Genomic DNA, 24,166 nt, shown 5'->3' with positions numbered 1-24,166 from the left:
GTCCAAAAAGGACGGGCGGGACGCCCATCCCACAATAACAATTAAAATTGTAAGTTATTTAATTCGCGATCCTTAGTCTGTTCAACGGTAAGGTTTATTTGCGCCTAGCTAGTTAATTTTGAACTTTTAATTGATAATTTTTAATTTCTCAGGCGACCGGGTATGTAAGCAAGCCAGCAAAAACCTACGATTAAGAACAGCCACGTCACGGTAATATTGCTGCCCAACAAGTTGCGGAGAAAATCTTCCATTGTTCTCAAAAATTATAGGGTTTAAAAGAATTTATTGCTGTTCCCTCTCCGAACACAAAAGGTAGAGTGCGATCGCGTTTTAGGCGATCGGACTCTATCTCCTCTACCTCCTATTTGGGCTGGCTGGTATCTGCCAACATTTGGTTAACCATTTGCAAGTGCGCTTGAAGGTTCGGCAACTTCTGGGTGGCCCAAGCCTTCAAGTCGGGATCTTGTCCCTGTTGAGATTGTGCCTGAAACAAAGCAATAGCCTGATTGTGGCTCTCGATCATAGCCTGCTTGTAAGCCCTGTCAAAACTTGTACCAGAGAGTCCCGAAAGTCGCTCCATCAAAGCGGTGTTCTGGGTACTCATCTCCGTTGGCAATTCAACCTGCTTTTGCATTACTAACTGCATCAATTCTTTATTTGCTTGAGTGTGTTCCTCAACCATTTCTTGCCCGTACTGTTTCACGCCAGCACTAGAACCGCGCTGCACTGCCAATCTGCCGAGCTCTACTTCCATCATACTAAGTTGACCTGCTTGCATGACAAAGGTTCTGTCTCGGCTGCTGAGAGAATTAGGCGAGGTTTCGCCACCTGTGGGAGTGTTGGGAGAACGACCGGGAGTGTTGTTGATGGGGGTATTTGGAGAACGGCCGGGAGTGTTGTTGGTGGGGGTATTTGGAGAACGACCGGGAGTGTTGTTGGTGGGAGTAGTTGGAGTGTTGGGAGAACCGCCAGGATTGTTGTTGTTGTTTTGATCTGTAACAGGAGGTCCCGGAGAATTAGGATCGTTTAAGTCGTTATCAGCAAGCTCAAAAACTCGATCGCCCGACTGGTTGAAGCCGTTAATCTGGCGGTTTAATTCTGCGAATCCCGGCACAGCTATCAAGGAACTAACGCCGGCAATTCCGGCAACTGTTACCAATTTTTTGAACAAATTTTTGCGATTGAGTGAAGTCATGAATTTCTAAGCCTCTAAGTTGTTTTCAAAAGTATGTGAAGCGAAACTATCCCGTAGGGAATCGCCAGAAACTACCGATGGGAGGGTGTACTGCCTTTCCGAAACAAGTTGATCAAACCAAACGCGCCCAAGGCACCCAGCCACCCGAAATTGTTGGGGCTATCGCGCCGAGCACTCAAAACTCCAGAATTAGTATCAGCCGGCGTCGATGTGGTACCGGTTGTACCGGTTGTACCAGTTGTACCCGTTGTACCCGTGCCAGTCGTACCAGTTGTACCGCTTGTACCGGTGCCACTCGTACCCGTTGTACCGCTTGTACCGGTGCCAGTCGTATCGGTTGTACCGCTTGTACCGGTGCCACTCGTACCCGTTGTACCGCTTGTACCGGTGCCAGTCGTATCGGTTGTACCGCTTGTACCGGTGCCACTCGTACCCGTTGTACCGCTTGTGCCGGTGCCAGTCGTATCGGTTGTACCGCTTGTACCGGTGCCACTCGTACCCGTTGTACCGCTTGTGCCCGTTGTACCGCTTGTGCCACTCGTACCGCTTGTACCAGTTGTACCGCTTGTGCCCGTTGTACCGCTTGTGCCACTCGTACCGCTTGTACCCGTTGTACCGCTTGTACCCGTTGTACCCGTTGTACCGCTTGTACCCGTTGTACCGCTTGTACCCGTTGTACCGCTTGTACCCGTTGTACCGCTTGTACCCGTTGTACCCGTTGTACCCGTTGTATCGGTGCCAGTCGTACCCGTTGTACCGCTTGTACCGCTTGTGCCCGTACCGCTTGTGCCCGTACCGCTTGTGCCCGTACCGCTTGTACCCGTACCCGTACCAGTCGTACCGCTTGTACCGGCGCCTGTGGTATCAGTTGTACCGCTTGTGCCAGTCGTACCGCTTGTGCCCGTACCGCTTGTGCCCGTACCCGTACCAGTCGTACCGCTTGTACCGCTTGTACCGCCGCCAGCACCGCCGCCCGTACCGCCCGACTGGGCTGAAGCAGGCACTGCTAAGGAAACCGTTGCTAAACCTAAAGTACAAGCGCTTGCTAAAACAACTTTCAACAATTTAGAAGATTTCATGGTAATGCTTGCTTTTGCATAGAGTGCTGCGATCGCTTGTGATGCCAAAACCGCCGGGTCAACTTGACAGCGTAACGTGCAAATTTTATAACCTTTGCTGCGGAATAATGAAGGTAAGGGGGCAAATTTAGTCCCGTTCCCTCGATGATTTTTCCCTGATTAATTACACCGCTACGTTAACAGTTTATAAGCTATTACTTATGCTTCAACTTCGCCATTCATCTTTAGGAATATTTGACAAAATGGCTTTTTATTTCAGGTGGTGGATGAAATTTGATTGAGCGGCAGACTAGCTCTATAAAAATTTGTGTACGGGGGATAAAAAGCGGGTTGATATGAAAAATTTTGGGTTGAGTAACGAGACATATAAGCATCAACCCGGTTTCTGAGACAAGCGGCCGCTTCTTCCTATAAATTTTCCCCGGCAGCAGGTGCTTTGAGCCAGAAATTATTGATTTTATCACCATCAATTTTGGCTTAGCACTCCGCCAGATGAGTTAGTTTAAAAATTTTTTGATCGCTATTTTTCCTTAACTTGCTGCTGGCAATTTGGGCACTGGCAGAATACCGTTCAAACTTTCCCCGAAACTAAATTATCTCAAAACGCCAGATCGCTCGCTCTGAGTCGCCAGAACACCTACAACCCCGAAACAGCAAGGCTTTGGACTGGATTTTGACTAGCCTAAAACAGTAAGGCGAACTGAGGGCTATCCGAGTCTGGCCCGCGCGAGATTAAATTAACCAGCGGCGGCGCAGTCGTCAGAATTGCTTGTGAGTGCGATCGGCTAAACTCTCCTATAGTAAAGCCAAAACTATGCCAGATAGCGCTTATTCCATAACACATTTCACAAGCAGACATCAAGTATGCTGTATCGAATTATTGCCCGAATTGGCTATGTAATGTTCATCGCTTTTTCTAAATTTGCAAGTGAAAAAGCCGATCTCAGATTAATGGCTGTTTCATAAAATAAATTACCCAAATACGGCTGAACCTGCAACGGCAAGTCAATGGCCTTAGCCGCTCAGAATAAATTTAATATTACATCTGTCCTAGGAATGAGAAAAATGCGGTTGAAAACTTGCTTTTAGAGAGAGGAAAGTAGTGGCTTCTAGTATATAAGATTTACTTTGTGTTTAATAATTAGAGGTCATTATGCCAGAACAACAATTTGACACCTTACCTTCGGAAGCACAAGAACTCCCCCAAGGAGCTAAACAAATTTTTCAGGCGGCTTTTAAGAGCGCTAGCGAAGATGGAATGAGCGCAGATGGTGCTACTAGCGTTGCTTGGAACAGTGTAAAATCTGAATATGTTCAAGAAGGTGGTACGTGGCATCACAAGGGCGACGATACTAACCAAACCCGCAAATCTGTACAGTCTGGTGGCAATTAGTTATCAGGCATTAGTAATATCGTGTCCGCTAACATAACCCCTATCCGCTGTGTAGTGAGGCCTTCATTCCTCAAATTTTGATTTGGAGAACGAAGAATTCTCACTACCAACCAATTGTAGTGACGTTATTCTAGCGGGCATGATATCATGAGTCATTAGCAATCTACTCATCACTTGTGGTTAATGCTTGACGTTGATAGCTGTTGGAATCGCGGTGGTACACAAGTTAATCGAGCCTGTTAATAGGCTGGCGCATATCCCATTGCAATTCGGCTAAAACGAGCAAGCTAAATACCATTACGGCTCCCGTAAATAGGAAAGACCAACCGCCCGTGTAAGGCAAAATCAAAATCCCCAACAGGTGAAATAAACTTGCTGCTAAAAGCGCGCGCGATCGCACTGCAAATCCCGTCCCCAAATACCCTATTCCGCTCATTCCCAACCACAGGGGACAGAGATTCGCCAACACTTTCCCCCAACTGAGAAAAATTGCTAAATCGGTCAGCAGCAATCCTAATAACATCAGTATTACCCAACCGTAAAGCACCCAAATCAGGCGTTCTATTTTGACCCAAGAGTATGTCATGCTTACCATTGCTGCTGTACCTACGAGGCTGAGGACTGACCACAAACCTGCTTGCAGCATCCAACTCACCGAAAAAAATTGTGCTGTGCCGAAAATGGGTATTAACAGCAAGCTCCACAGCAAGCAAGTACGATCGAGACAAGTATAAAATTGTGAATAAAATCGAGCTTTGCCAAGGGGAAACTGAACCTGCCAAAGCCCTTCTAAATCCTGAAGCTCGATGTTAAGCTGTTTCCGGCGCAGAGGGGGAACTGAATAATTAAAAAAGGTCATATCTGACACTATTAAGATTTACAATTATTTGCTTAGGTACTATCTCACCAGCAATCGCTCTAATTGCAATCTGTCAATCGGATTAATCTAGTTAATTTGATAATCTGCCTGCAGTAATAGTTATTCGCTCGCACCCGGTAAAACTGGAATAGATAGATTGCACAAGTTGATAAAATAGCTCTTGCGACAGATGGCTGGAATATTACTTATTCGATACTTTAAAAAGAAAGTAAACTTTGTTACAGAATTTATGCTCACTTCATCCCATCCTCTGAAACAGGTATTCCACTGCCCGGAAGAATCGGATTTTTACGCGCACTGCTTGGAAAGTTTAGTGTTAAATGCTAGTGACAATTCTCGACTTATCGTAGAGTTTGGTTCAGGAGAGGGAAGTCCAGTTATTAAGTCTTTGCTGAGAAGTGATTTTGATGGGAAAATACAGGGATTTGAGCTAAATAATGTAGCTTGGAAAATTGCTCAGTCTCAAATTAAAGAATATCAAGTGAGCGAAAAATACACCGTCAACAATTGCTCTTTTTTTGATTCGCCTTTATACGAGTCGGCGGATTGTGTCATCTCAAATCCGCCTTACTTGCCGGCGGTGGATGATAATATTTACCAGCCGCTGTTGCACGGCGGGAGCGATGGTTCGACAATTGCTAAGAAACTTTTATCTCTGGGCAGTGACGAAGTTTTGCTGATGGTTTCTAGCTATTCTAATCCTGTGGGTTTGATCGATTATGCCTTGGATCGAGGCTACTCGGTTGCGAATTTTGAAATTGCACCTTTAACTTTTGGCTATTATAGTTCGGAACCCAAGGTGAAAAGCGCGATCGCCAGTCTCAGAGAACAGGGAATGGCTTTTTATTCGGAAAACATCTATCTGCTGGCTGGAGTTTTGTTTAAGAAGCACCAAAAGTCGCAAAGAGATTTGTCGATCGAGCTCATTCAGTTAATGACAGCATTTTAAAATACAGCGCTGGTAGGTGCAAGATGCCTGTTCCACCATTGTCAGCAACAGGCAAGATGCCTGTTCCACAAAGATTGTATTTCTTGTGGAACAGGCATCTTGCCTGTTCTACCATTGTCAGCAACAGGCAAGATGCCTGTTCCACAAAGAGTGTATTTCTTGTGGAACAGGCATCTTGCCTGTTCCTAAAAGGATTATTGAGAACGTTGCAATATCTAGGGTGCATCAGTCTCTGACGTACCCTAGGATATAGCTGTTAATTGTGTTCTGCAGCTTGGATCGATCGCACTACAGCAGCCCCAGCCCGATCGCCGATCGACTTCTCCTGATCGTACCCCAACACCAGCTCCCAAGCCTCCTGCGGGTATCTATCAACCAGCGGGATCGCCACTTCATCCAACATCCAGCGGCCGTGACGCTCATCTTCTTTGATGTGCAGTTCCCAATAACCCATCGCAGCCTGCGAGAGGCCCAAACGCTGGGCGGCGGCTAGATAATTGCGGTAAGCGACGGGCCCCGCCACCTCAAAATAAGTGAGTCCGCCGTTGTAGCGCAGAAAATGGCGCTTGCGTTCCGTCAGCAGAAAGTTGTGATTAATGCTTGCGAGCACTTCCCAAGGCACTAAATCGAAGTACGCTTCCGGTTCCGTACTCATATCGAATTCAGCCAGCATTTGAGCAAAAAAGGTCGAATGCTTGCGGGGGAGGCGACCGCCACCGTATTCTTCGATCAGCACTCGCGTAAGGGTACACTGAATTTCGTTGCCGGCACCGCCGATGATGCGAGAAACACGGCTGGCTTCCACTAAACCGTCGAAGGAGGCGATCGCCAGCAGGTGTTTGTATCCCTCTTCAGTCATGTGTTCGCGCAAATAGCGATCGATCTCAGTTAGCGGAGGATCGACATCGGCGGCCGCGCGATCGCGCAGGGCTTGCTTGACATCCGGCAATTTTTGCAGCGCTGCAACGTCGATTTGCGCGATGTCCCACTGCTGCCAAGGTTCCTCAATGCGATCGCGCACAGAACGCAAATAGTGCGATCGCTCATTATTGTAGCGGCGCAAATCATCGTACCAAAACAAGTTGAGGCGGTTGATGCGGTAAAGTACGCGCTGCAAGAAGCGGTGAGCGGCCTCATCGCCCGGTTCCTGTTGATAAGCTGCTTGAATTGCATAGGCGATCGCGCTTTCAAAATCGCTGACAAGTAACGGTTTTGCCGCCACCGTCTTGTCTAAATCCTCGACTTCTAGCAAATTGACAAATTGTCGATCGGCTGCTTCGTAATTTGGGGGTGGGGGTTGCTTTTTGGGAAGACTCGGCGAGTCTATTTTGGGGAGTAAATCTGCCGTGTTTTGCATGGAATCAACTTATGTTATGACTTTGATTATTGTGCTGCCTGCCCAAACAGCCAACCGTTGCAGATTGCTGAGGATTCTGGCTAATTACTTTCAAGATAGCGAATCTGTCAGCCGTATACACCCTTCCATTGATAGAGATTTGATAGAAATCAATTTGGTCACAACGGCCCCGATTCATTCCGAAAGCAGGGTGACTGAGGGAGACTTTATCAAACTCCGCAAAGTAATTGGAGCTAATATCTGGGCATCTTTTGCAGCCGGCACTGCTTCCCGCCACGCTTTGATACCGCCTGAAAGGACAACAACATTCAGGCTAATATCCTTAATCTTATTAGTCTCATTTCCTCCAGATTCTTGGGAATACCGAGCGATTTTTTCCAACTGTTTGTATGCTTTAACAGATCGCCCTCCTCTGGCACAATAAAGTACAATTATCGGCTGAGGTCGATCGGATTTAACCCTTGCTTTGACAATGGATTGCACCTGCTTGACACCGAACCCTAACTCAATATCAGTTAGGGGAACCAGCGGACTTTCATCGATGCGATCTTCGGCGTATTCTTCGGGCGATCGCACATCGATCAAAATCACTGGTTTCAACTTACCCTGCTGCAATTGGGCAACACTTACTTGTTTCGTATTTAAACTGGCGATAAAAGTTAGGATATCCATGTGATGAAATAGGGCAACTGCACTCAGAGAAGCAACACTCGTCAAGCCAAAACCCATAATTGCCAGCAAAAAGCGAGAATAGCGATTAATACCTGGTTTTGCATTTTCATCTAGCATTTTTCATCATCCTTGAAAATGGATAGAAAATTTGTCCGACATATCCAGCAGGTATAGAATCAGAGATTCCATATTTATGAGGCATTTTTTTTGCTGGCATATAGATAGTGCCAAATAGCAAATCTAACAGTGGCAACTGAACAGCAAAATTTTTGTTGTTTATTCCGGGAATTTTACTGTGATGCCAGTGATGAAATTGTGGGGTTGCTACGAACCATTTTAGGATGCCAAATTTTAATTTAATATTAGAATGAATTAAGAAAGCGATCGCGGCCGAATAAAGAGCATAAACCACCAAACTCTCCTTGGTAAATCCCAAGCAGTAAAGAGGCATAATTTTACAAATCTGAGTAAACAGTTGCTCGCAGGGATGCACCCGCACTGCTGCTAACCAGTCCATATGTTCAATGCTGTGATGGACTGCATGGAATTGCCAAAGCCAGGGTACTTCATGCAGTAGTCTGTGAGCGATATAATATGCCATATCTGAAACTATAACTGCTTCTGCCAACTGCAACCAGACAGGTTGAGAGGCTACTTTGCTTTGCAATTCCGGGTTGAGTAAATTAGTCATCAGCGACAAAATTACAGTCACAACAATAGCGCCTAATCTACCAATAAAGTGACCTGTAAAAAAATATGTGGCATCGGTTTCCCATCCGAAACGAAATATCTTTTGCTTGTGCAAGGAAAAGATTCTTTCGAGGGGAATGAAGATGCAAGCTAAGACGACGAAGCCTTTGACAAGTTCAGGTAACATGAGATTCTCATTAATGTCGATATTTACTTAAGCACGTCGCTACTACCAGCAGCGCAGACAGGATTACCATTCTGAAGGATAGGAGCAGACGGTTGGGTATTTCCAGGAGAATTTGCTCCACACAGAATGGATACAGTAGTCTTCCCTTTGTTAGCTGCTTGGGAAACAGGTACTAAAAATACAGCCCCGACATAGCTACGAAGATTATTGCTGCGGGCTACAGCATAACTAAACGCAGAATTTTTGGTAGATATGGTTGAATAGTTATAGTTGGTTGTCTGAGTTTTAATGCCGAGGCCTAGGGCATTAACGGAATTGGAAAATGCGCCATCCTCGGCGTATATTGCTTGTTGACCTTTGTTCATTGCGCTAACATATTGTTTAGCTTCTGATAGCTTCGCCTTGCCACCACAACCGACAACAGAAGGGAGGGCGATCGCACCAACTATTATGCTGCCCAGAGGAAAGTAAATAAAAGTGATTCTCAGTAAAGTTCCTACCCATGATTTACGTTTTTTGTCAGGGAGAATGTTTTTTTCTGAAGATTCCGCTTTTTTATCGAGTGCATCGAGTTGAGGGTTTGTCTTAAGCTGCATGGTTGTTCTCGATACTGCTTGTTTGTTGAGTGCATCGAGTTGAGGATTTTTTTTAAGCTGCATGGTAGTTGTCCAAATGTGTTAGCAGAGTAGTTTTCAAGTGATTGACATACTCCCCAGCGTAAACACATGGGGATTCTAGAGTCAAACAGCGAGTGCACGCGTAGCTTGTCTAATATCGCCTAATCTAACAGTCGATGCCAAGAAAAATAAGCAAGTTATTTTTAGCGTCGTTTTCATCTAGTCCATTGAGTGCGGTGGGGCTTGTGCAAACCTCGCCTACTGCGCCTTGCTTCTACTCTATTTTTATTAAATCACGTGGCTATTTGAGAACTTGAGTGAGTTTTAATCGACTTCTCATCGACTTTTCTGGGACTTACGCAACACACACCTGTGACAGAAACCGGGTTTCTGGCCAAAACTGGGCAATCAACCTGAGATTTTTCCTCAGAAACCCGGTTTCTCTGGCGTTATCCCAGGGTTAGAAACCGGGTTTCTGGCCAAGACTTGGCAATCAACCTGAGATTTTTCCTCAGAAACCCGGTTTCTCTGGGCTTATAGCCGATCGCCAAAATACTCCTGATACAACCGACATCTCGGAATGCAATGATTTCCATCCAATTTCACCAACCCCATACTATTTAACTTAAACCCCAATTCTGACCTCAATCTAACTGGCTGCGGAACACTAACAATCTCTCTCATCGCCTCCATTAATTCCGAATATTTCTCTAAATTCCATAAATGTCGCCGCAAATGATCGCTGTAAATTCCCGCTTCAGTTGCAGATTCTTTCACTAACCGATCTAAAGTCACATCTTGACGCGAAATATGATACATTCCTAGCCGCACTAAATAAGGATTTCCGCCCACTAACCCCATCAATTCTGCAACTTCATTCCCACTCCAATTCAATCCGTGCCGCTTTGCTAAATCTTGCATTTGCTGGGAATTAAACTCTGGCAATTCAATCGGTAAACCCACATTAAACGGCGATTTATTCACATCCAGCGGGATATAAACTTCTGTCGAATGCACCACAATCAAACGAAACTTTTTCCAAATATCTCGCCGTTTTGCTTCTTCGTGTAAAGCTCGCAATAACCCAAAAAAGTCATCGGCAATTTCCGGTGATTCAAACAGGCGATCGCTCTCATCCAAGCCTAACGTCAGAGGTTTTGAGGATTCTGAAAGCAAATACTGTTCAAAATAAGCCTTGCAGCACTGATTGCTGCCAATCAAATCGGCTAATTCCCAACACTTGGGCAACTGCTCCAGCATTCCTAACTCTTGACCGATGCTAGCACAAAACCACTGCAAAAATGTATCTGAATTAGCGAATATTTTCCTATTGGCTAGCTGAAAACTCAGCGCTACTGTGCGAGAACCTTGCTGTTCTGCATGATGCAAAATCCTCGCCATCAAGGAAGTTTTTCCCATTTGTCTGGGTGCTTTTATACGGATCAGGGCTCCCGGTTGGGCGATCGTCTCGTAACAGCGGGATTCGATCGGAGGGCGATCGATATAAAAACAAGAAGTGAGTTCAACTTGTCCTCCCGGCAATTCTGGCGGCGCTGCTGGCAGGGGTTGAATTATTGACTGTTTGGTGCTAGTAATTACTTTCCATTCTACAGCCAATTCATGGTCGGCAGTTAACGATTTGCGACCTTCTTTGATAATGGTTAAAATTTGTGATATTAACTTAAATGAGTCGCCAACACCGCGCCACAGCCAGGGCTGAATTCCTGCTAAATAGCTCAGTAAATCAAAAGAAAGCGGTGTATTTAATTCAAATAAAATCGGTAAAATTGCGGGTTTATGAGCAGTTAGATTGTGCAATTCCTTGGCTAGCTGCACTTGTTCCAATATCATTTCGCTAGCGGCCGATTCTTCGGAAATCAGCAACAGCAAATAATCGCAACGCTTTAAATATGAGGCGGAGTCGCTGCTGTTGTTAATAAAAAAGACTTCGTGGCCTCCCGCACTCAAAGCTTGGTGTAACTGCTGGGAAAGCGTATTGTGTGAGGTCGATCCTCTTCGAGGGCTTCGCCAACGGGCGATCGCCACTTTTGCCCTCTCCAGCAGTACCTCCTCTGGCTCTGAATTCGCCTCAAAATCGGCTATATCGCGCCATTCCTGCCCCAATCCGCGACAAATTTCGATGAAATTGGCATAATCCACAGGTTTGCCATTCAGAAAATGGCTGACTGTAGATTGGGCCATCCCTAAATCCTCAGCCAGGATTTTCTGACTGGGGAAGCCATTTCTCAGGAGACAGGATTTAACTGCGCGAATGCACTCTTCGCGCACCCTTAGCGATCGTGGCATTGCTTATCACAATCAAAACACTGAAACCATCATAAATGCCAACCGCCCCTAAAGTCGATGAAAAGTCGATGAAAAGTCGATGAATTTTCAAATAACTCAGTCGCCAACTCAAATAGCCACCTGATTAGATTAGAAATAACAAGGTTGAATCCCATCAAAACGAGGTAAAAGCATTGTGTATTCTATCCTAATTTGGTCGCTGGCGTCAGCCACTAATCAACCAGGTTTCGCCTTCACCCCGCCCCTATTCTGGTTACTGCTCGGAGTTGTGCTTAGTGCGATGGAGCTATTAATCATCAAAACTCAGCCCCAAAAATACAGATTTTACCTGCTAATGATGGGAGCTTCGGCTGTAATTGAATCATTTATTTTGTGGAGAGGTTCTGTAGCATTTGAGTTTAGTTGGGCGAACATAATGTATGAAGATTTTGACTGGCAAATCTTCTACTGGATGGGGATAGCCCTCGCGCTGAGCATCTGGATTAGACCGATTTTTATTGTTCGCAAAAAGTTTGTCATTCCCGAAGCCACGGAAGCGACAACTATCTCCGAAATTTTCCCCGGAGAAACCGGAATGGTGATTTATGAAGGGGCTTCGTGGAAAGCCCGCAATGAAGATTCCCAAGGGGCGATCGCACCCCGACAAAAAGTTTATGTTTTGCGCCGCGAAGGAAACACGCTGATTGTTGTACCTGACAGATTAATTCACATCAACAGCTAAATCTCAGTTAGCTCTTTTATGACTCGGCGATAGAAATCGCTTCTTGCCAAACAAAGTCCCTCTCTAAGAGACTAATAAATCACTACCAACTGTCAACTGTCAACTATCAACTGTCAACTATTTACCAGGAGATTCACTATGTATCACTATTTTTTGACGGTATTGCTTGCCATCACCGGAGTATCCTTAGCCAGCAGTGTCAAAATCGTCCGTCAAGGAGATGAGGCTTTAGTTGAAATTTTCGGAAAGTACGATCGCAAGAAACTCGAACCGGGTTTGACTTTTTTGATTCCCTTCGTCGAAACAGTGGCTTATAAACAAACTCTGCGCGAGCAAATTTTAAAATTGCCACCGCAAGAATGCACAACGCGCGATCGCGTTTCCGTCACCGTTGATTTTATTGTGTACTGGCGAATCATTGACTTAGAAAAAGCTTCCTACAAAGTGCAGAATCTCAAGGAAGCGATGTTAAATATGCTGATTCTTTCAATTCGGACTCACCTTGCTAAATTATCTGTTGAGGAACTCTACACGGCTCGACATGAGATTAATAATGCTTTAGTCGAGGAGTTGGATACAACGACAGATCCTTGGGGTGTGAAGTTTACGAGAGTGGAATTGCGCGATTTTGCGATCGGCAGTAAAGTGATTCAGCCCACATCCATTGACCGGAAAGAAGTACAAAAGCTGCGAGCTTAGAGATTAGTATTTCCTCCTTTTCCTCGTTACCAGGCTCTGCCTGGTAACGCAGATCCAGAGGCTCTGCCTCGCCGACTTTAATTCGCATTGTATATACCATTTAAGGAGACAACACCATGACTAGAAATCAAGAATCAATTGTTCGCAATGCAGCTTATCGCGGTTGCGGATGCTTATCACTTATAATCGGTATTGGAGTAATGAATGGGATAGCTCTGCCATTTTATCTCACTAATACCAATAGAAGCAAGCAGTCGGAAGCAAAACAGTATGTTAGCTCAATGAACAAGGCGCAGCAAGCTCACTTTGCTGAAAAAAGTGCTTTTGCCACTTCTGTTAATGCTTTGGAAATTGGGATCAAAACGGAGACAAAAAATTACAAGTATTCAGTTCGCGCCACAAAGCAAACTGCTTTTAATTATGGAGTCTCCAAGCAACCACAACTTAAGAGTTATGTCGGCGGTGTCTTTCTACTTCCTGTTAAAAAAGTTGAACCAAATGCTGCTAAAGATGGAAAAATAACAACAATATCCATATTCTGCCAAGCTGATTCTCTCGGTCCAATTAAACCAGCGGAGCCCACCTATGAAAATGGTAAACTTGCTTGTGGGCAAGGCACAAGACAAGTGACCAGATAATCTAACTATACGCAATATAATGACAGTCGATTACCAATATCAAATCGGCATTCAATTGAGATTTACCGAACTAAAGTCTTTACTACAAACAGGGAGGATACAAAACTATGAGCCAACAAGATTCTAAATCAGCTAGCATTTCACCTAACGGTTGCGGATGCTTATTGCTTTTAATGGGCATGGCAGTAATTAGCGCGATCGCTCTGCCATCATTTCTAGGTGATAGCGCGCATGATAAGTATATGACATCGTATATGACATTTCAAGCGCAAGAGTATGTTAGCTCAGTGAACCGAGGTCAGCAAGCCTATTTTGCAGAAAAAAATGCTTTTTCCAGTTCTGTTAAGGCTTTGGGAATGGGCATTCAAACAGAGACAACACATTTCAAGTATTCAATTCGTGCCACTAAGAAAGCAGCATTTAATTATGCAGTAGCCAAGGAAAACGACTTAAAAAGTTATGTCGGCGGTGTTTTTATTGTTCCGCAAAAAAACTTTGTTCCCAATGCTACTAAAGAGGAAATAACTACAACGTTTATATTCTGCGAAGCTGATTTTCCCGGTAGCATTCAACCAGCGGAACCCACCTATGAAAATGGTAAAACTGCTTGCGGTAAAGGCACAAGACCAATGGTCTCACCAAACTAACTATACGCAATATAATGACAGTCGATTACAAGATTAAATCGGCTTTTAATTGAGATTTACCTGACTAAATTCTTTACTACAAACAGGGAGGATACAAAACTATGAGTCAACAAAGTTCTAAATTAGCTAGCCTGGCATCGAATGTTGGTGGATACTTAGTGTTTTTAATGTTGATTGGAGTATTAGCTTCGGTAGCTCTGCCATCCTTTCAGGCTAAGCTTAGGATCAACAAGCAATCGGAGCCCAAAGATTATATTAGCTTAATCAACAAACGTCAGCAAGCGTATTTTGCCGAAAAAAGTGTTTTTAGCACTTCTGTTAAGGCTTTAAAAATTCGCATTATTAAAACCGAGACAGAAAATTACAAATATTCCCACCATACAACAAAAAAAGCAACATTTAATTATGGAGTTTCAAAGCAAAAAGACCTTAAAAGCTATGTCGGGGGAGTCTTTGTAATTCCTGCTACAAAAGTTGAGTCATATTCTTCTAAAAATCCAATAACAACCACATCTATATTGTGCCGAGCTGATTCTGCTGGTACAATTAAACCACCAGAACCAACTTATCAAAATGGTAAAATTGCTTGTGCTACAGGCACCATAGAACTGAGACAAACTTATGACTAGAGGCAATATAACGACAGTCGATTACCAATATCAAATCGGCATTCAATTGAGATTTACCGAACTAAAGTTCTTACAACAAACAGAGAGGGTACAAAACAATGAGTCAACGAAATTCTAAATCAGCTAGCCTTGCATCAAATGTTGCTGGATGTTTAGTGGTGATTGGAGTATTAGCTTCGGTAGCTGTGCCATCCTTTCAGGTTAAGCTTAGGAACAACAAGCAATGGGAACCCAGAGATTATATTAGCTTAATTAACAAACGTCAGCAAGCGTATTTTGCCGAAAAAAGTGTTTTTAGCACTTCTGTTAAGGCTTTAAAAATTCGCATTATTAAAACAGACACAGAAAATTACAAATATTCCCACCATACAACAAAAAAAGCAACATTTAATTATGGAGTCTCAAAGCATAAAAATCTTAAAAGCTGTGTCGGTGGAGTTTTTGTAATTCCTGCTCCCAAAGGTGAGTCAAATGCTTCTAAAAATAAAAAAACGACCACATCTATATTGTGCGGAGCTGATTATGCTGGTACAATTAAACCACCAGAACCAACTTATCAAAATGGTAAAATTGCTTGTGCTACAGGCACCATAGAACTGAGACAAAGTTATCACTAGAGGCTAGATCATGACAGTCGATTACCAATATCAAATCGGCGGCAGTCTCCCGCAAAATGCACCTACTTATGTAGTGCGACAAGCTGACTCAGAACTTTATCAAGCTCTCAAAGCCGGAGAGTTTTGTTACGTGCTCAATTCCCGACAAATGGGCAAATCCAGTTTGCTAGTGCGAACTGTACAAAAGCTCTCGGCTGATGGCATTGCCTGTGCTACGATCGACCTTTCGGACATTGGCAACCAGCAAGTCTCTCTAGATAAGTGGTACGGCGGCGTCGCTTACAAACTCTTGTGCAGTTTCAACCTGTTTAACCCAGTCGAGTTTATGGCTTGGTGGCGGGAGAGAGAGTTGATGTCGCCGGTGCAGCGCTTAGGAGAGTTAATTGAAGAATTGCTGCTGGTCAAAATTTCTCAAAACCTGGTCATTTTTATTGATGAAATTGATAGCGTTCTGAGTTTCCAAGAACCGCTAGACGATTTCTTTGCATTAATTAGATGTTGCTACAATAAACGCGCTCACAATTCAGAATACCAGCGCATTACATTTGCTTTGCTGGGAGTAGCTACGCCATCGGATTTAATTAGCGATGCAACTCGCACGCCCTTTAATATCGGTTTACCTATTGAATTGCACGGTTTTAAGTTACAGGAAGCTCTGCCTTTAGCAAAGGGTTTTGAGGGAAAAGTAGACAATCCTCAAGAGGTTTTAAAAGAGATTTTGGACTGGACTGGAGGGCAGCCATTTCTGACTCAAAAGCTTTGCAAGCTGATTTTGCACCATGTAAAAAGCTTAGCTTCTGCTTCTATTATATCAGATTCAACCGATGAAAGCAGAACGGAAAATTTTACTACAAATCAATTATTAATTAGCGATATAGTGCAATCTCATATTATTGATAATTGGGAGTCATCCGATGAACCGGTACACATCAAAACAATTCGCGATCGCCTTCTGAGAAGTCCGCACCGCGCCAGTAGGTTATTAGGACTATATCAAAAAATATTGCCACTTTCAGAACCCCCCGATTGTAGGGGCGGTGCCCCCGTGCCCGCCCTGGTAGGGGGAATATGGGCGGATGATACTCCCGAACAAACAGAATTGCGGCTGAGCGGATTAGTAGTAAAACGAGCCGGAAAATTAACCGTATCCAACCGCATTTACGCAGCTATATTCAGCCATGACTGGGTAGAAAAAGCGCTCTGCGACTTGCGCCCCTATGCTGAATCCCTAACAGCATGGATAGCTACAAATTGTCAAGACGAATCTCGCTTGTTGCGCGGTCAAGCACTGGAAGATGCTCGACAGTGGGCGGCAAATAAAAGCTTGAGCACCCAAGATTATCAATTTTTAGGTGCGAGTCAAGAAGCGGAATTTGCCAAATTGCGCGATCGCGAAAAACAAACTCAAACGGAAATTGAACAACTGCGCCGCGAAAAAAAGTTACTAGAGGAACTAAGCGAAGCACAAAAGCAGAAAAAATTGATTGCAGTTAAACTTTGGCGCGAGCACCAACTGAGAGTGCAGACACTTACAGGAGCAGCAGGAATACTGATATTAATTCTGATAGCAGCCTTTTGGATTAAACCATCAATCGAAGAAAGAAACAACAAAATTCTCACTCTCAGTCTACTATCAGAAACGCTCTTGGCGGCCGATAAAAAAGAGGAAGCTTTGCTAGAAAGCATTAGAGCTGTTACAGAAATGAAAGGATCGCTCGGAGTGAGTTCAGATATTCAGATGCGAGTGGCGATCGCCCTCGAACAGGCCGTTTACAACTTTCGGGAACGCCGCCGCTTGCAGAGTCAAGCCAGTACCCTTGCTTTCGCGAGTTTCAGTCCCGACAGTCAAACAATTGTGACTGCTACCGATGATAATTATATCAAAATTTGGCAAAATAATGGCACTTTGCAAGCAACTTTGACAGGGCATACTGATAAAGTTAGGATGGCAATTTTCAGTCCTAGCGGTCAGATAGTTGTCTCAGCAAGCGACGATAAAACACTCAAGATTTGGCAAAAAAATGGCAAATTGATCCACAATTTAAAAGGACATAGCGCTCAAATAACAAGCGTCTCTTTGAACCCAGATGGTAATATTATTGCTTCTGCCAGTGCCGATGGAACTGTTAAACTCTGGAAAATCAGCGGTGAAGAATTGTCAACTTTTCAAGTGGAGCGAGGTTGGATAACCAGCGCGACTTTTAGCCCAGACGGTCAGATAATTGCTGCGGCTGGTAATGATGGCACTGTTAAACTTTGGAGTTTGAGAAACGTTGCGGACAAGTTGCAAAAACAGCAGTCAATCGAAGCCAGCACCGATATCAAATTGCTCCGAACTTTACAAATGGAAAGTGATAAAATTATGAGTATAGCTTTCAGTCCAAACGGAGCAATGCTGGCGACTGCAAGTGCTGGGGGAACTGCGAGAATTTGGAGCAAAGACGGCACACCGCTAAGTATTTTCAAGCATACAAGTGGATTGACAAATATCAGCTTTAGTCCCGACAGTCAAATGTTGCTATCTGCAAGCACAGACAAAATGGTGAGGGTGTGGAACATTGACGGTACATTGCTCAAAACTTTAAAAGGTAACAAGGATGCTGTTTGGAGTGCGAGTTTTAGTCCAGACGGCAAAGCGATCGCTAGTGCTAGTGCTGACGGTACGGTGATGCTGTGGAATTTTAATCTTGACGATTTGTTGCTGCAGGGTTGCGAGGGAGCCCGCAATTATTTTCAGACAAATCCGATCGCAAATCAAAGCAATCGCCACCTCTGCGACGGGATTGGAACTCAGTCGGAACTCACGCAAAAAAAACCGGGTTAAAAGTCAAAATGTTGAGTTTGGTAGCAAAGTATCTAGGCATAAACTGGCTTTTTGACCGCCCCTGCGTCTAGGGCTGATATGGTTTAATTTGGTAGCAGCTAATAGGTAATAGGTCAGCCAGATCGGTGTATTCAACTTTAGAGCAAAAGTATCAGCGCCTGCAAAAAGACTTAAGAAACGGAGTCCTCGCCCTTGGCGGCATTTTTTGCACGGGTACTCTCTGGTATTGGCAAGTGGAAAGATGGTCTTTGCTAGATGCCGCTTACATGACAGTAATTACCTTAGCAACTGTCGGCTACGGTGAACTTCAGCCCCTCGGTCAACGCGGGCGAATGTTTACCATATGGCTGATTTTGATGGGCGTGATTGTGATTGGTTTCATCGTCAACCGCTTTACAGAAGCGCTGATTGAAGGATATTTTCAAGAAGGAGCAAGAATTAGGCAGCAGCGACGATTGGTAGATTCTTTGATCGGGCATTACATTCTCTGCGGTTTTGGGCGCACTGGCCGCCAAATTGCCTTGGAATTTCAGGCCGAAAACATCTCTTTTGTGGTGATAGATTCGGCAGTACATTCGGTTGAGGCAGCTTTGACGCTGGGGTACACGGCTGTCCAAGGAGACGCGACTTTGGACGAAATTTTGCTGAGTGTGGGGATCGATCGCGCAATTTGCATAGTAGCAGCTTTGCCTTCGGATGCCGAGAATTTATACACTGTCATGTCGGCGAAAACTCTGAATCCGAAGGTACGGGCGATCGCTCGTGCGACCACAGAAGAAGCCGTAAAGAAGTTGCAGCGGGGCGGCGCCGATGCCGTTGTATCCCCCTACATTACCGGGGGAAAACGCATGGCTGCGGCGGCCTTGCGGCCTCAAGTTATGGATTTTTTAGATGGTGTTTTGACGGGTACCGATAGTTCTTTTTACATGGAAGAATTTTTGGTCGATCCCAATACTTGTGTCTACGTTGGGGAAACTTTGAGAAATGCCAAGTTGCGATCGCAATCGGGGGCCTTGGTTTTAGCAGTGCGGCGCGCTGGCGGGACTTTGATTGTCGGGCCTACCGGAGAAACTGCGATCGAAGGAGGAGATATGCTGATTTGTTTGGGCACTGCTGAACAACTGCGAACTCTCAATCAAATCCTCAGTCCCCTGAGTTTTCGCCTCCCCCGGCCCCCAAAGTAATACGATGTCAGGTTTCTAGTCAGGAATGCAAGTCTTCTCTCGATCAATGCTTCCCAGAAAAAATATTGACTGTTGACTGTTGACTGTTGACTGTTGACTGTTGACTGTTGACTGTTGACTGTTGACTCTGGGTCGAAAAACTCAATGGTTGAGTGTTAAATGTTGACTCGATTTTATTATTCCGATGCAACCGGAAACGATATGAATTTAAAAAATTCACAATCTCCACTACACAAGGATTTAGGGCAAACAAAAATGCTCTCGGCTACTTTGCCGAGAGCATTTTGGAGCAGTTAAACTGCCTTTTGATCACAGTTTGAGCTCAGTCATAGACTAAAGCATAGACAAAAAATCGCTGAAACCCAAAGCCGATGGTGGGATTTGAACCCACGACCGTTCGATTACGAATCGAATACTCTACCCCTGAGCTACATCGGCACAGACAATTTTGGATTATAGCACAACTATAGCGAAAAAAGCAAGGAGTCGTAGAATTTAATTCAAAATTCCACAACTCCTAGCTCACCAACAGTTAAACGGTCACTTCCGTGTCAGTTGAGCCGCCTCTGGCCCCGGAATAAACTAAACCCCGCTGCATATCCAGCGTCAACATCGTTCCGTCCCGAATTACCCGCGTGGCATTCTTCACGCCCACCATCACCGGCACGCCCAAGCGCAAACCGATAATCGCGGCATGAGAAGTCAAACTGTCCTCCTCCGTCACCACACCTGCGGCTTTCCGAATCATCTCCACAAAAGCGACGCTTGTGTGTTCCACTACCAAAATTTCTCCAGGGTGGAAATTGCCTACATCCGCAGCAGTGCGAGCAACCCTGGCCATGCCACTCACCGATCCCAAACCGACACCGGTGCCTTTGCCTAGAACTGCTGTCACTACTTCAACTTTGATCAAATCCGTCGATCCGGCAACCCCTTGCAGAGTACCGGCGGTCATCACCACTAAATCTCCGTCGCACACTAACTCTTTTTCCTGGGCGACTGTCATGGCAGAGTGAAATGTCTGGCCAGTGGAGGGCAAATCCAGCACCAGCAAGGGTTTTACTCCCCATACTAATTGCAGTTGTCGGGCTACGTCTACGTGAGGAGTAACTGCCAAAATCGGAGTTTTCGGTCGGAACTTCGAGACATTTCGGGCTGTGGCGCCGGTTTTGGTCAGCGTCATGATCGCCGCCGCGTTCAATTGTTCGGAGATTTGACTGACTGCTTGGCTGATGCCGTTGGGGATCGATCGACCAATATCTTCTACATTCCTAATATTCCGCTTAATTCCTTCTCTCTCCATCCGCACCGCAATTCTCGCCATCGTCGCCACCGCTTCGACGGGGAACTTGCCGACAGCAGTTTCATTCGAGAGCATCACTGCATCAGTTCCGTCAAGAATCGCGTTTGCCACGTCGGAAATCTCGGCGCGGGTGGGACGGGGATTGTTGACCATGCTGTCGAGCATCTGGGTAGCGGTAATTACCGGAATGCCCAGGCGGTTGGAGGTAGCAATCAGGCGCTTTTGCAAAATCGGCACGTCTTCGGCGGGTAGTTCCACTCCCAAATCGCCGCGGGCGACCATCACGCCGTTGCAAAGGGTGAGAATTTCCTCCATTTGTTCGATCGCCTCGTGCTTTTCGATCTTAGCAATCACCGGTACTTGCTTGCCCGCACTGGCAATCAGCTCTTTAATTTCGAGCACATCTTGGGGATTCCGCACAAAGCTCAGGGCCACCCAATCGACACCTTGGTCGAGGCCGAACATTAAATCTTTGCGGTCTTTATCAGTCAGCGCTTTAATTGACAGGTAAACTCCCGGAAAATTCACGCCTTTGTTGTTGGAAAGCGGCCCGCCGACTACGACGCGGCAGTACAATTCCCGCGCCGCGCGGTCTACTTTTTCCACCAGCATTTCCACTTTCCCGTCGTCAAGCAGAATCACTGATCCCTCTGGAACTTCGTCTGCTAGGGGGTCGTAGGTGACGGAAGAAATGAGCTCGGTGCCGGGAACTTGGCGGCTGGTGAGAATGAAAGGATCGCCGTTTTTGACAACTATAGAGCCTGTCTCAAAGCGCCCTAAACGAATTTTCGGGCCTTGGAGGTCTTGGAGGATGGCAACCGGCTGGTTGAGTTCAAAGGATGTTTGCCGGATTAAGCGAATGCTGCGCTGGTGGTCTTCTTCTGTTCCGTGGGAAAAGTTGAGTCGCAAAGTTGTGGCACCTGCTTCTATAAGCTGGCGCAGCACTTGTGGGTCAGAAGTTGCTGGGCCAATGGTGGCGACGATTTTAGTCCGGCGTAGGGCTTTTGGCAATTGCATCAGCGGTGTTCTGGGGAGGCAGGTGGATTTCTTGTTTAAATTTCGGCTAACGTTTCATCTTTGCACTACAAGCAATGACGCTAGTCTCAAGTCTTAAAAATTTTGATAGTCGTCAAAAAAGCAGGTATTGAACAATATATAGAATATCTGACTTTTTACCGATCGGTAATTTTTTCTTGGGGAGCGCTCTTTTTTGCAAATTTTTCCGCTCTCAGGCTTGACATAAATACAGACATACCCATTGATTTTATTTGGTCTGCTGAGCTCTTTTGGCTAATCTAGGACTGGTATCCTTGTACAACAGCAATACTTTCCTGTTTGTGCAGAGGGGAGCATCTCATATTTGTAAAAACACTTCTTCTGGCTCCTTCCTTCTTCCTTCTTCCTTCTTCCTCTTTTCTCCTGGCTCCTGACTCCTGACTCCTAACTCGAATTTCTAGCGGAGGGCGGCTTTCATTGAGATGCTCTCGTGCAGAGGCTAGTTTTTGGCCATCGAACTCTGTTCTTTCATAAAACTTTACTATTGTCAGGCTTGTATCTTATACTACGCAAGTGTGAAATATTAAGGAGTCTTAACAAAGATGTCGGAGGCAGGACGGCCGCTGACAGTGCCGAAAGAGTTTCTGAGTCCTCCCGGTGACTTCAATCCGACACTGCTGCTGTTTTTGAGTGCAGTAGTGATTATCGTGATTTCTAACTTGGGTTTCTGGTGTTGGGGATGGCCGCAGTGGTGCTGTTTTACGCTGAACGTGTTGGCTTTGCACATGGCTGGAACTGTGATTCACGATGCGTCTCACAATGCGGCCCATCGCGATCGCACGATCAATGCTATTTTGGGACACGGTAGCGCGCTGATGTTGGGTTTTGCTTTCCCGGTGTTTACGCGGGTACATATGCAGCATCACGCCCACGTTAATGACCCAGATAACGATCCAGACCATTATGTTTCGACCGGCGGGCCTTTGTGGTTGATTGCTGCGAGGTTTTTTTACCACGAGATTTTCTTTTTTAAGCGCAAACTGTGGCGGAAATACGAATTATTGGAATGGTTTCTCAGCCGTTTGTTTGTCGTAGCGGTGGTGTATATTGCCATTCAGTACGACCATTTAGGTTACGTGCTGAATTTTTGGTTTTCTCCTGCTTTGGTGGTGGGGTTGGCCTTGGGGTTATTTTTTGATTATTTGCCGCACCGTCCGTTTCACGAGCGCGATCGTTGGAAAAATGCCAGAGTATATCCTAGTCCTATTCTAAATATCTTGATTTTGGGGCAGAATTATCATCTGATTCATCACTTGTGGCCTTCCATTCCTTGGTACAATTACAAGCCTGCTTATGAGGCTGTCAAGCCGCTGTTGGATGAGAAAGGTTCTCCTCAAACTTTGGGAATATTGGAAGGGAAAAAGGACTTTTGGAGTTTTATATATGACATCTTTTTAGGGATTAGGCTGCATCACAAAAAAAGCGTCTGATTGACAAAAAACCCGGCTTCTCAAAGAAACCGGGTTTTTTTTCTAATAAAAGCTTTTAAGCATATATCCCCAGGGCAGGTTTTGTCCTGTATCAAGTCCCGTCGTAAAAAATAAACCCACCTGTAATGGTGAGTTAACTTTTAAATCAAGCCCAAATTGATACTCCCCAGGGCTGAAGCCCTGGGGATTCTTGAATGAATCCGAAAACTCTCAAAGGCGTTATCAAAGCACCTCTATACGCTCAAAACAACTACCAGTACAAAGGGTATTGCAATTGCGCTTACTTTTGTTTTACTTTCGGAGTCCATCACAACGCCAGATAGGTACGCTCCATGTTCACCATTACTTGTTTACCCAGGCTACGGTCATGCCGAGACGAGATAACGAGCGGGGTTTCTCCTTAATAAAACACTTCTTCACGTAGATGGTTGTTCTTACTTGCAATTTAATTCTAATACAACCTTTCAATCGCTTGTGTAAAGAAATATTGAAGGCGGTTGAAACCGCAGCCGACTTCCTCCCCGTGTCTAAAGCCAGGGGCACGCCGGGCTCGTTTTTCGGTGAATCTATTATTTTTCCCCAGCCACCGCCACCGCTAAATTCCTATCGGGGCGCAAATTTTGAGCTCCCCGCAAATAAGGATGATAAATTTCAGTATGTGCCGGCCAATTGACGTGAATTAAAAACCGAATGCAGCGTTCCAAAGCACCCTCAACGTGCATTTGCTGGACATCCAACAAAGGAACATTACACCAGTGTGGACGTTCGCGGGCGATCGCGGCCGGAAACACAGCATCTAAATCGCGAGTAGCAGAAAACGTAGCACTAATAATTAAATCTGGATTTATATCATTTTTTGCTTCTAATTCATCTAATAATTCTTTCACCGCTTCTCGAATTGCTGCCACCGAATTCTCGCTAGCAGTTGTTGCCCCACGAATCCCCCGCACTTGCCACTCCACGCAAATTTCCTCCATATTTTTGTTATTAGTCATTAGTCATTAGTCATTAGTCATTAGTTATTAGTCATACTAAATTAGGCTTAAATACCCACTTTATTTCTCAGTCCCCGCTTGAGTGGACTTCGTTTGT

The 24,166-nt window shown here is 45.1% G+C and carries 22 protein-coding genes and 1 tRNA gene; 11 read left to right on the top strand and 12 right to left on the bottom strand.

The annotated features are described in order from the left end of the window. Window positions 1-361: 361 nt before the first annotated feature. Together QUB10_RS25500 and QUB10_RS25495 are read right to left on the bottom strand one after the other, a co-directional pair. A complete protein-coding gene (locus QUB10_RS25500; protein ID WP_333206001.1) occupies window positions 362-1,195 on the bottom strand; it encodes a DUF4142 domain-containing protein in 834 nt (277 codons plus the stop codon). A 71-nt stretch (window positions 1,196-1,266) separates the two neighbouring features. Next, window positions 1,267-2,274, bottom strand: coding sequence for a hypothetical protein (locus QUB10_RS25495; RefSeq protein ID WP_333206000.1), 1,008 nt, complete (start codon window positions 2,272-2,274; stop codon window positions 1,267-1,269). Between the two features lie 1,153 nt (window positions 2,275-3,427). Between QUB10_RS25495 and QUB10_RS25490 the strand changes: the two genes are divergently transcribed. Next, window positions 3,428-3,667, top strand: a complete 240-nt coding sequence (locus QUB10_RS25490; RefSeq protein WP_333144661.1) for a ChaB family protein — start codon at window positions 3,428-3,430, stop codon at window positions 3,665-3,667. Between the two features lie 226 nt (window positions 3,668-3,893). On the opposite strand, the gene QUB10_RS25485 is transcribed toward QUB10_RS25490, so the two are convergent. Then, on the bottom strand, window positions 3,894-4,526 hold the full coding sequence (locus QUB10_RS25485) for a hypothetical protein (RefSeq protein WP_333205999.1): 633 nt from the start codon (window positions 4,524-4,526) through the stop codon (window positions 3,894-3,896). A gap of 250 nt (window positions 4,527-4,776) precedes the next feature. Here QUB10_RS25485 and QUB10_RS25480 point away from each other — a divergent pair, with 250 nt between their 5' ends. Then, on the top strand, window positions 4,777-5,496 hold the full coding sequence (locus QUB10_RS25480) for a methyltransferase (RefSeq protein ID WP_333205998.1): 720 nt from the start codon (window positions 4,777-4,779) through the stop codon (window positions 5,494-5,496). On the opposite strand, the gene QUB10_RS25475 is transcribed toward QUB10_RS25480, so the two are convergent. The 6 genes from QUB10_RS25475 to QUB10_RS25450 all read right to left on the bottom strand — a co-directional run bounded on the left by QUB10_RS25475 (window position 5,471) and on the right by QUB10_RS25450 (window position 11,326). Then, on the bottom strand, window positions 5,471-5,722 hold the full coding sequence (locus QUB10_RS25475) for a hypothetical protein (RefSeq protein ID WP_333205997.1): 252 nt from the start codon (window positions 5,720-5,722) through the stop codon (window positions 5,471-5,473). The two genes, QUB10_RS25480 and QUB10_RS25475, sit on opposite strands and share 26 nt — an antisense overlap. 30 nt (window positions 5,723-5,752) lie before the next feature. Next, entirely contained in the window at window positions 5,753-6,853 is a 1,101-nt protein-coding gene (locus tag QUB10_RS25470) for an iron-containing redox enzyme family protein (protein ID WP_333205996.1), read from the bottom strand. A gap of 174 nt (window positions 6,854-7,027) precedes the next feature. Further along, window positions 7,028-7,642 (bottom strand): rhodanese-like domain-containing protein, encoded by a 615-nt coding sequence (locus tag QUB10_RS25465; RefSeq protein WP_333205995.1) that lies wholly within the window; start codon window positions 7,640-7,642, stop codon window positions 7,028-7,030. After that, window positions 7,632-8,402, bottom strand: a complete 771-nt coding sequence (locus QUB10_RS25460; protein WP_333205994.1) for a sterol desaturase family protein — start codon at window positions 8,400-8,402, stop codon at window positions 7,632-7,634. Before QUB10_RS25460 ends, QUB10_RS25465 begins: the two co-directional genes overlap by 11 nt. Window positions 8,403-8,425: 23 nt before the next feature. Next, window positions 8,426-9,061 carry a type IV pilin-like G/H family protein gene (locus tag QUB10_RS25455; protein WP_333205993.1) on the bottom strand — a complete coding sequence of 212 codons (636 nt, stop codon included), beginning with the start codon at window positions 9,059-9,061 and terminating at the stop codon, window positions 8,426-8,428. A gap of 492 nt (window positions 9,062-9,553) precedes the next feature. Then, the gene (locus tag QUB10_RS25450) at window positions 9,554-11,326 is read right to left on the bottom strand and encodes an AAA-like domain-containing protein (protein ID WP_333205992.1); all 1,773 of its coding nucleotides are present in this window, start codon (window positions 11,324-11,326) and stop codon (window positions 9,554-9,556) included. A gap of 175 nt (window positions 11,327-11,501) precedes the next feature. Between QUB10_RS25450 and QUB10_RS25445 the strand changes: the two genes are divergently transcribed. The 8 genes from QUB10_RS25445 (at window position 11,502) to QUB10_RS25410 (ending at window position 19,285) form a co-directional block, all read left to right on the top strand. Then, the gene (locus QUB10_RS25445) at window positions 11,502-12,047 is read left to right on the top strand and encodes an NfeD family protein (RefSeq protein WP_333205991.1); all 546 of its coding nucleotides are present in this window, start codon (window positions 11,502-11,504) and stop codon (window positions 12,045-12,047) included. Between the two features lie 138 nt (window positions 12,048-12,185). Then, window positions 12,186-12,746, top strand: coding sequence for an SPFH domain-containing protein (locus tag QUB10_RS25440; RefSeq protein WP_333205990.1), 561 nt, complete (start codon window positions 12,186-12,188; stop codon window positions 12,744-12,746). 116 nt (window positions 12,747-12,862) lie between these two features. Beyond that, complete coding sequence (locus QUB10_RS25435; protein ID WP_333205989.1) at window positions 12,863-13,384, top strand: type IV pilin-like G/H family protein; 522 nt, start codon at window positions 12,863-12,865, stop codon at window positions 13,382-13,384. Window positions 13,385-13,491: 107 nt separating this feature from the next. Further along, entirely contained in the window at window positions 13,492-14,031 is a 540-nt protein-coding gene (locus QUB10_RS25430) for a type IV pilin-like G/H family protein (protein WP_333205988.1), read from the top strand. A gap of 101 nt (window positions 14,032-14,132) precedes the next feature. Continuing rightward, a complete protein-coding gene (locus QUB10_RS25425) occupies window positions 14,133-14,660 on the top strand; it encodes a type IV pilin-like G/H family protein (RefSeq protein ID WP_333205987.1) in 528 nt (175 codons plus the stop codon). A gap of 98 nt (window positions 14,661-14,758) precedes the next feature. Next, window positions 14,759-15,277 (top strand): type IV pilin-like G/H family protein, encoded by a 519-nt coding sequence (locus QUB10_RS25420; RefSeq protein ID WP_333205986.1) that lies wholly within the window; start codon window positions 14,759-14,761, stop codon window positions 15,275-15,277. 10 nt (window positions 15,278-15,287) lie between these two features. Beyond that, window positions 15,288-18,101: an AAA-like domain-containing protein gene (locus tag QUB10_RS25415; protein WP_333205985.1), complete on the top strand. Its 2,814-nt coding sequence runs from the start codon at window positions 15,288-15,290 to the stop codon at window positions 18,099-18,101. A 125-nt stretch (window positions 18,102-18,226) separates the two neighbouring features. Continuing rightward, on the top strand, window positions 18,227-19,285 hold the full coding sequence (locus tag QUB10_RS25410) for a potassium channel protein (protein ID WP_333205984.1): 1,059 nt from the start codon (window positions 18,227-18,229) through the stop codon (window positions 19,283-19,285). Window positions 19,286-19,651: 366 nt separating this feature from the next. Here the strand turns inward: QUB10_RS25410 and QUB10_RS25405 are convergent. Next, a tRNA-Thr gene (locus QUB10_RS25405) sits at window positions 19,652-19,723 on the bottom strand. A gap of 94 nt (window positions 19,724-19,817) precedes the next feature. Continuing rightward, window positions 19,818-21,605: a pyruvate kinase gene (gene pyk / locus QUB10_RS25400; RefSeq protein WP_333205983.1), complete on the bottom strand. Its 1,788-nt coding sequence runs from the start codon at window positions 21,603-21,605 to the stop codon at window positions 19,818-19,820. Between the two features lie 581 nt (window positions 21,606-22,186). Here pyk and crtR point away from each other — a divergent pair. After that, window positions 22,187-23,074: a beta-carotene hydroxylase gene (crtR, locus tag QUB10_RS25395; RefSeq protein WP_333205982.1), complete on the top strand. Its 888-nt coding sequence runs from the start codon at window positions 22,187-22,189 to the stop codon at window positions 23,072-23,074. Between the two features lie 569 nt (window positions 23,075-23,643). Here the strand turns inward: crtR and aroH are convergent. Beyond that, on the bottom strand, window positions 23,644-24,069 hold the full coding sequence (aroH, locus tag QUB10_RS25390) for a chorismate mutase (RefSeq protein WP_333205981.1): 426 nt from the start codon (window positions 24,067-24,069) through the stop codon (window positions 23,644-23,646). Window positions 24,070-24,166: the final 97 nt, after the last annotated feature.

This window comes from Microcoleus sp. B5-D4 (assembly GCF_036705145.1).
Taxonomy (GTDB): Bacteria; Cyanobacteriota; Cyanobacteriia; order Cyanobacteriales; family Microcoleaceae; genus Microcoleus.
This window is presented reverse-complemented; position numbering and strand designations above follow the sequence as displayed.

Coding starts and splice junctions, on each gene's coding strand:
- QUB10_RS25465 (WP_333205995.1), bottom strand. CDS start 7,642: ATGCTAGATGAAAATGCAAAACCAGGTATTAATCGCTATTCTCGCTTT.
- QUB10_RS25440 (WP_333205990.1), top strand. CDS start 12,186: ATGTATCACTATTTTTTGACGGTATTGCTTGCCATCACCGGAGTATCC.
- QUB10_RS25495 (WP_333206000.1), bottom strand. CDS start 2,274: ATGAAATCTTCTAAATTGTTGAAAGTTGTTTTAGCAAGCGCTTGTACT.
- QUB10_RS25425 (WP_333205987.1), top strand. CDS start 14,133: ATGAGTCAACAAAGTTCTAAATTAGCTAGCCTGGCATCGAATGTTGGT.
- pyk (WP_333205983.1), bottom strand. CDS start 21,605: ATGCAATTGCCAAAAGCCCTACGCCGGACTAAAATCGTCGCCACCATT.
- QUB10_RS25435 (WP_333205989.1), top strand. CDS start 12,863: ATGACTAGAAATCAAGAATCAATTGTTCGCAATGCAGCTTATCGCGGT.
- QUB10_RS25420 (WP_333205986.1), top strand. CDS start 14,759: ATGAGTCAACGAAATTCTAAATCAGCTAGCCTTGCATCAAATGTTGCT.
- QUB10_RS25460 (WP_333205994.1), bottom strand. CDS start 8,402: ATGTTACCTGAACTTGTCAAAGGCTTCGTCGTCTTAGCTTGCATCTTC.
- QUB10_RS25475 (WP_333205997.1), bottom strand. CDS start 5,722: ATGCACCCTAGATATTGCAACGTTCTCAATAATCCTTTTAGGAACAGG.
- QUB10_RS25455 (WP_333205993.1), bottom strand. CDS start 9,061: ATGCAGCTTAAAAAAAATCCTCAACTCGATGCACTCAACAAACAAGCA.
- QUB10_RS25470 (WP_333205996.1), bottom strand. CDS start 6,853: ATGCAAAACACGGCAGATTTACTCCCCAAAATAGACTCGCCGAGTCTT.
- crtR (WP_333205982.1), top strand. CDS start 22,187: ATGTCGGAGGCAGGACGGCCGCTGACAGTGCCGAAAGAGTTTCTGAGT.
- aroH (WP_333205981.1), bottom strand. CDS start 24,069: ATGACTAATAACAAAAATATGGAGGAAATTTGCGTGGAGTGGCAAGTG.
- QUB10_RS25480 (WP_333205998.1), top strand. CDS start 4,777: ATGCTCACTTCATCCCATCCTCTGAAACAGGTATTCCACTGCCCGGAA.
- QUB10_RS25430 (WP_333205988.1), top strand. CDS start 13,492: ATGAGCCAACAAGATTCTAAATCAGCTAGCATTTCACCTAACGGTTGC.
- QUB10_RS25490 (WP_333144661.1), top strand. CDS start 3,428: ATGCCAGAACAACAATTTGACACCTTACCTTCGGAAGCACAAGAACTC.
- QUB10_RS25415 (WP_333205985.1), top strand. CDS start 15,288: ATGACAGTCGATTACCAATATCAAATCGGCGGCAGTCTCCCGCAAAAT.
- QUB10_RS25450 (WP_333205992.1), bottom strand. CDS start 11,326: ATGCCACGATCGCTAAGGGTGCGCGAAGAGTGCATTCGCGCAGTTAAA.
- QUB10_RS25500 (WP_333206001.1), bottom strand. CDS start 1,195: ATGACTTCACTCAATCGCAAAAATTTGTTCAAAAAATTGGTAACAGTT.
- QUB10_RS25485 (WP_333205999.1), bottom strand. CDS start 4,526: ATGACCTTTTTTAATTATTCAGTTCCCCCTCTGCGCCGGAAACAGCTT.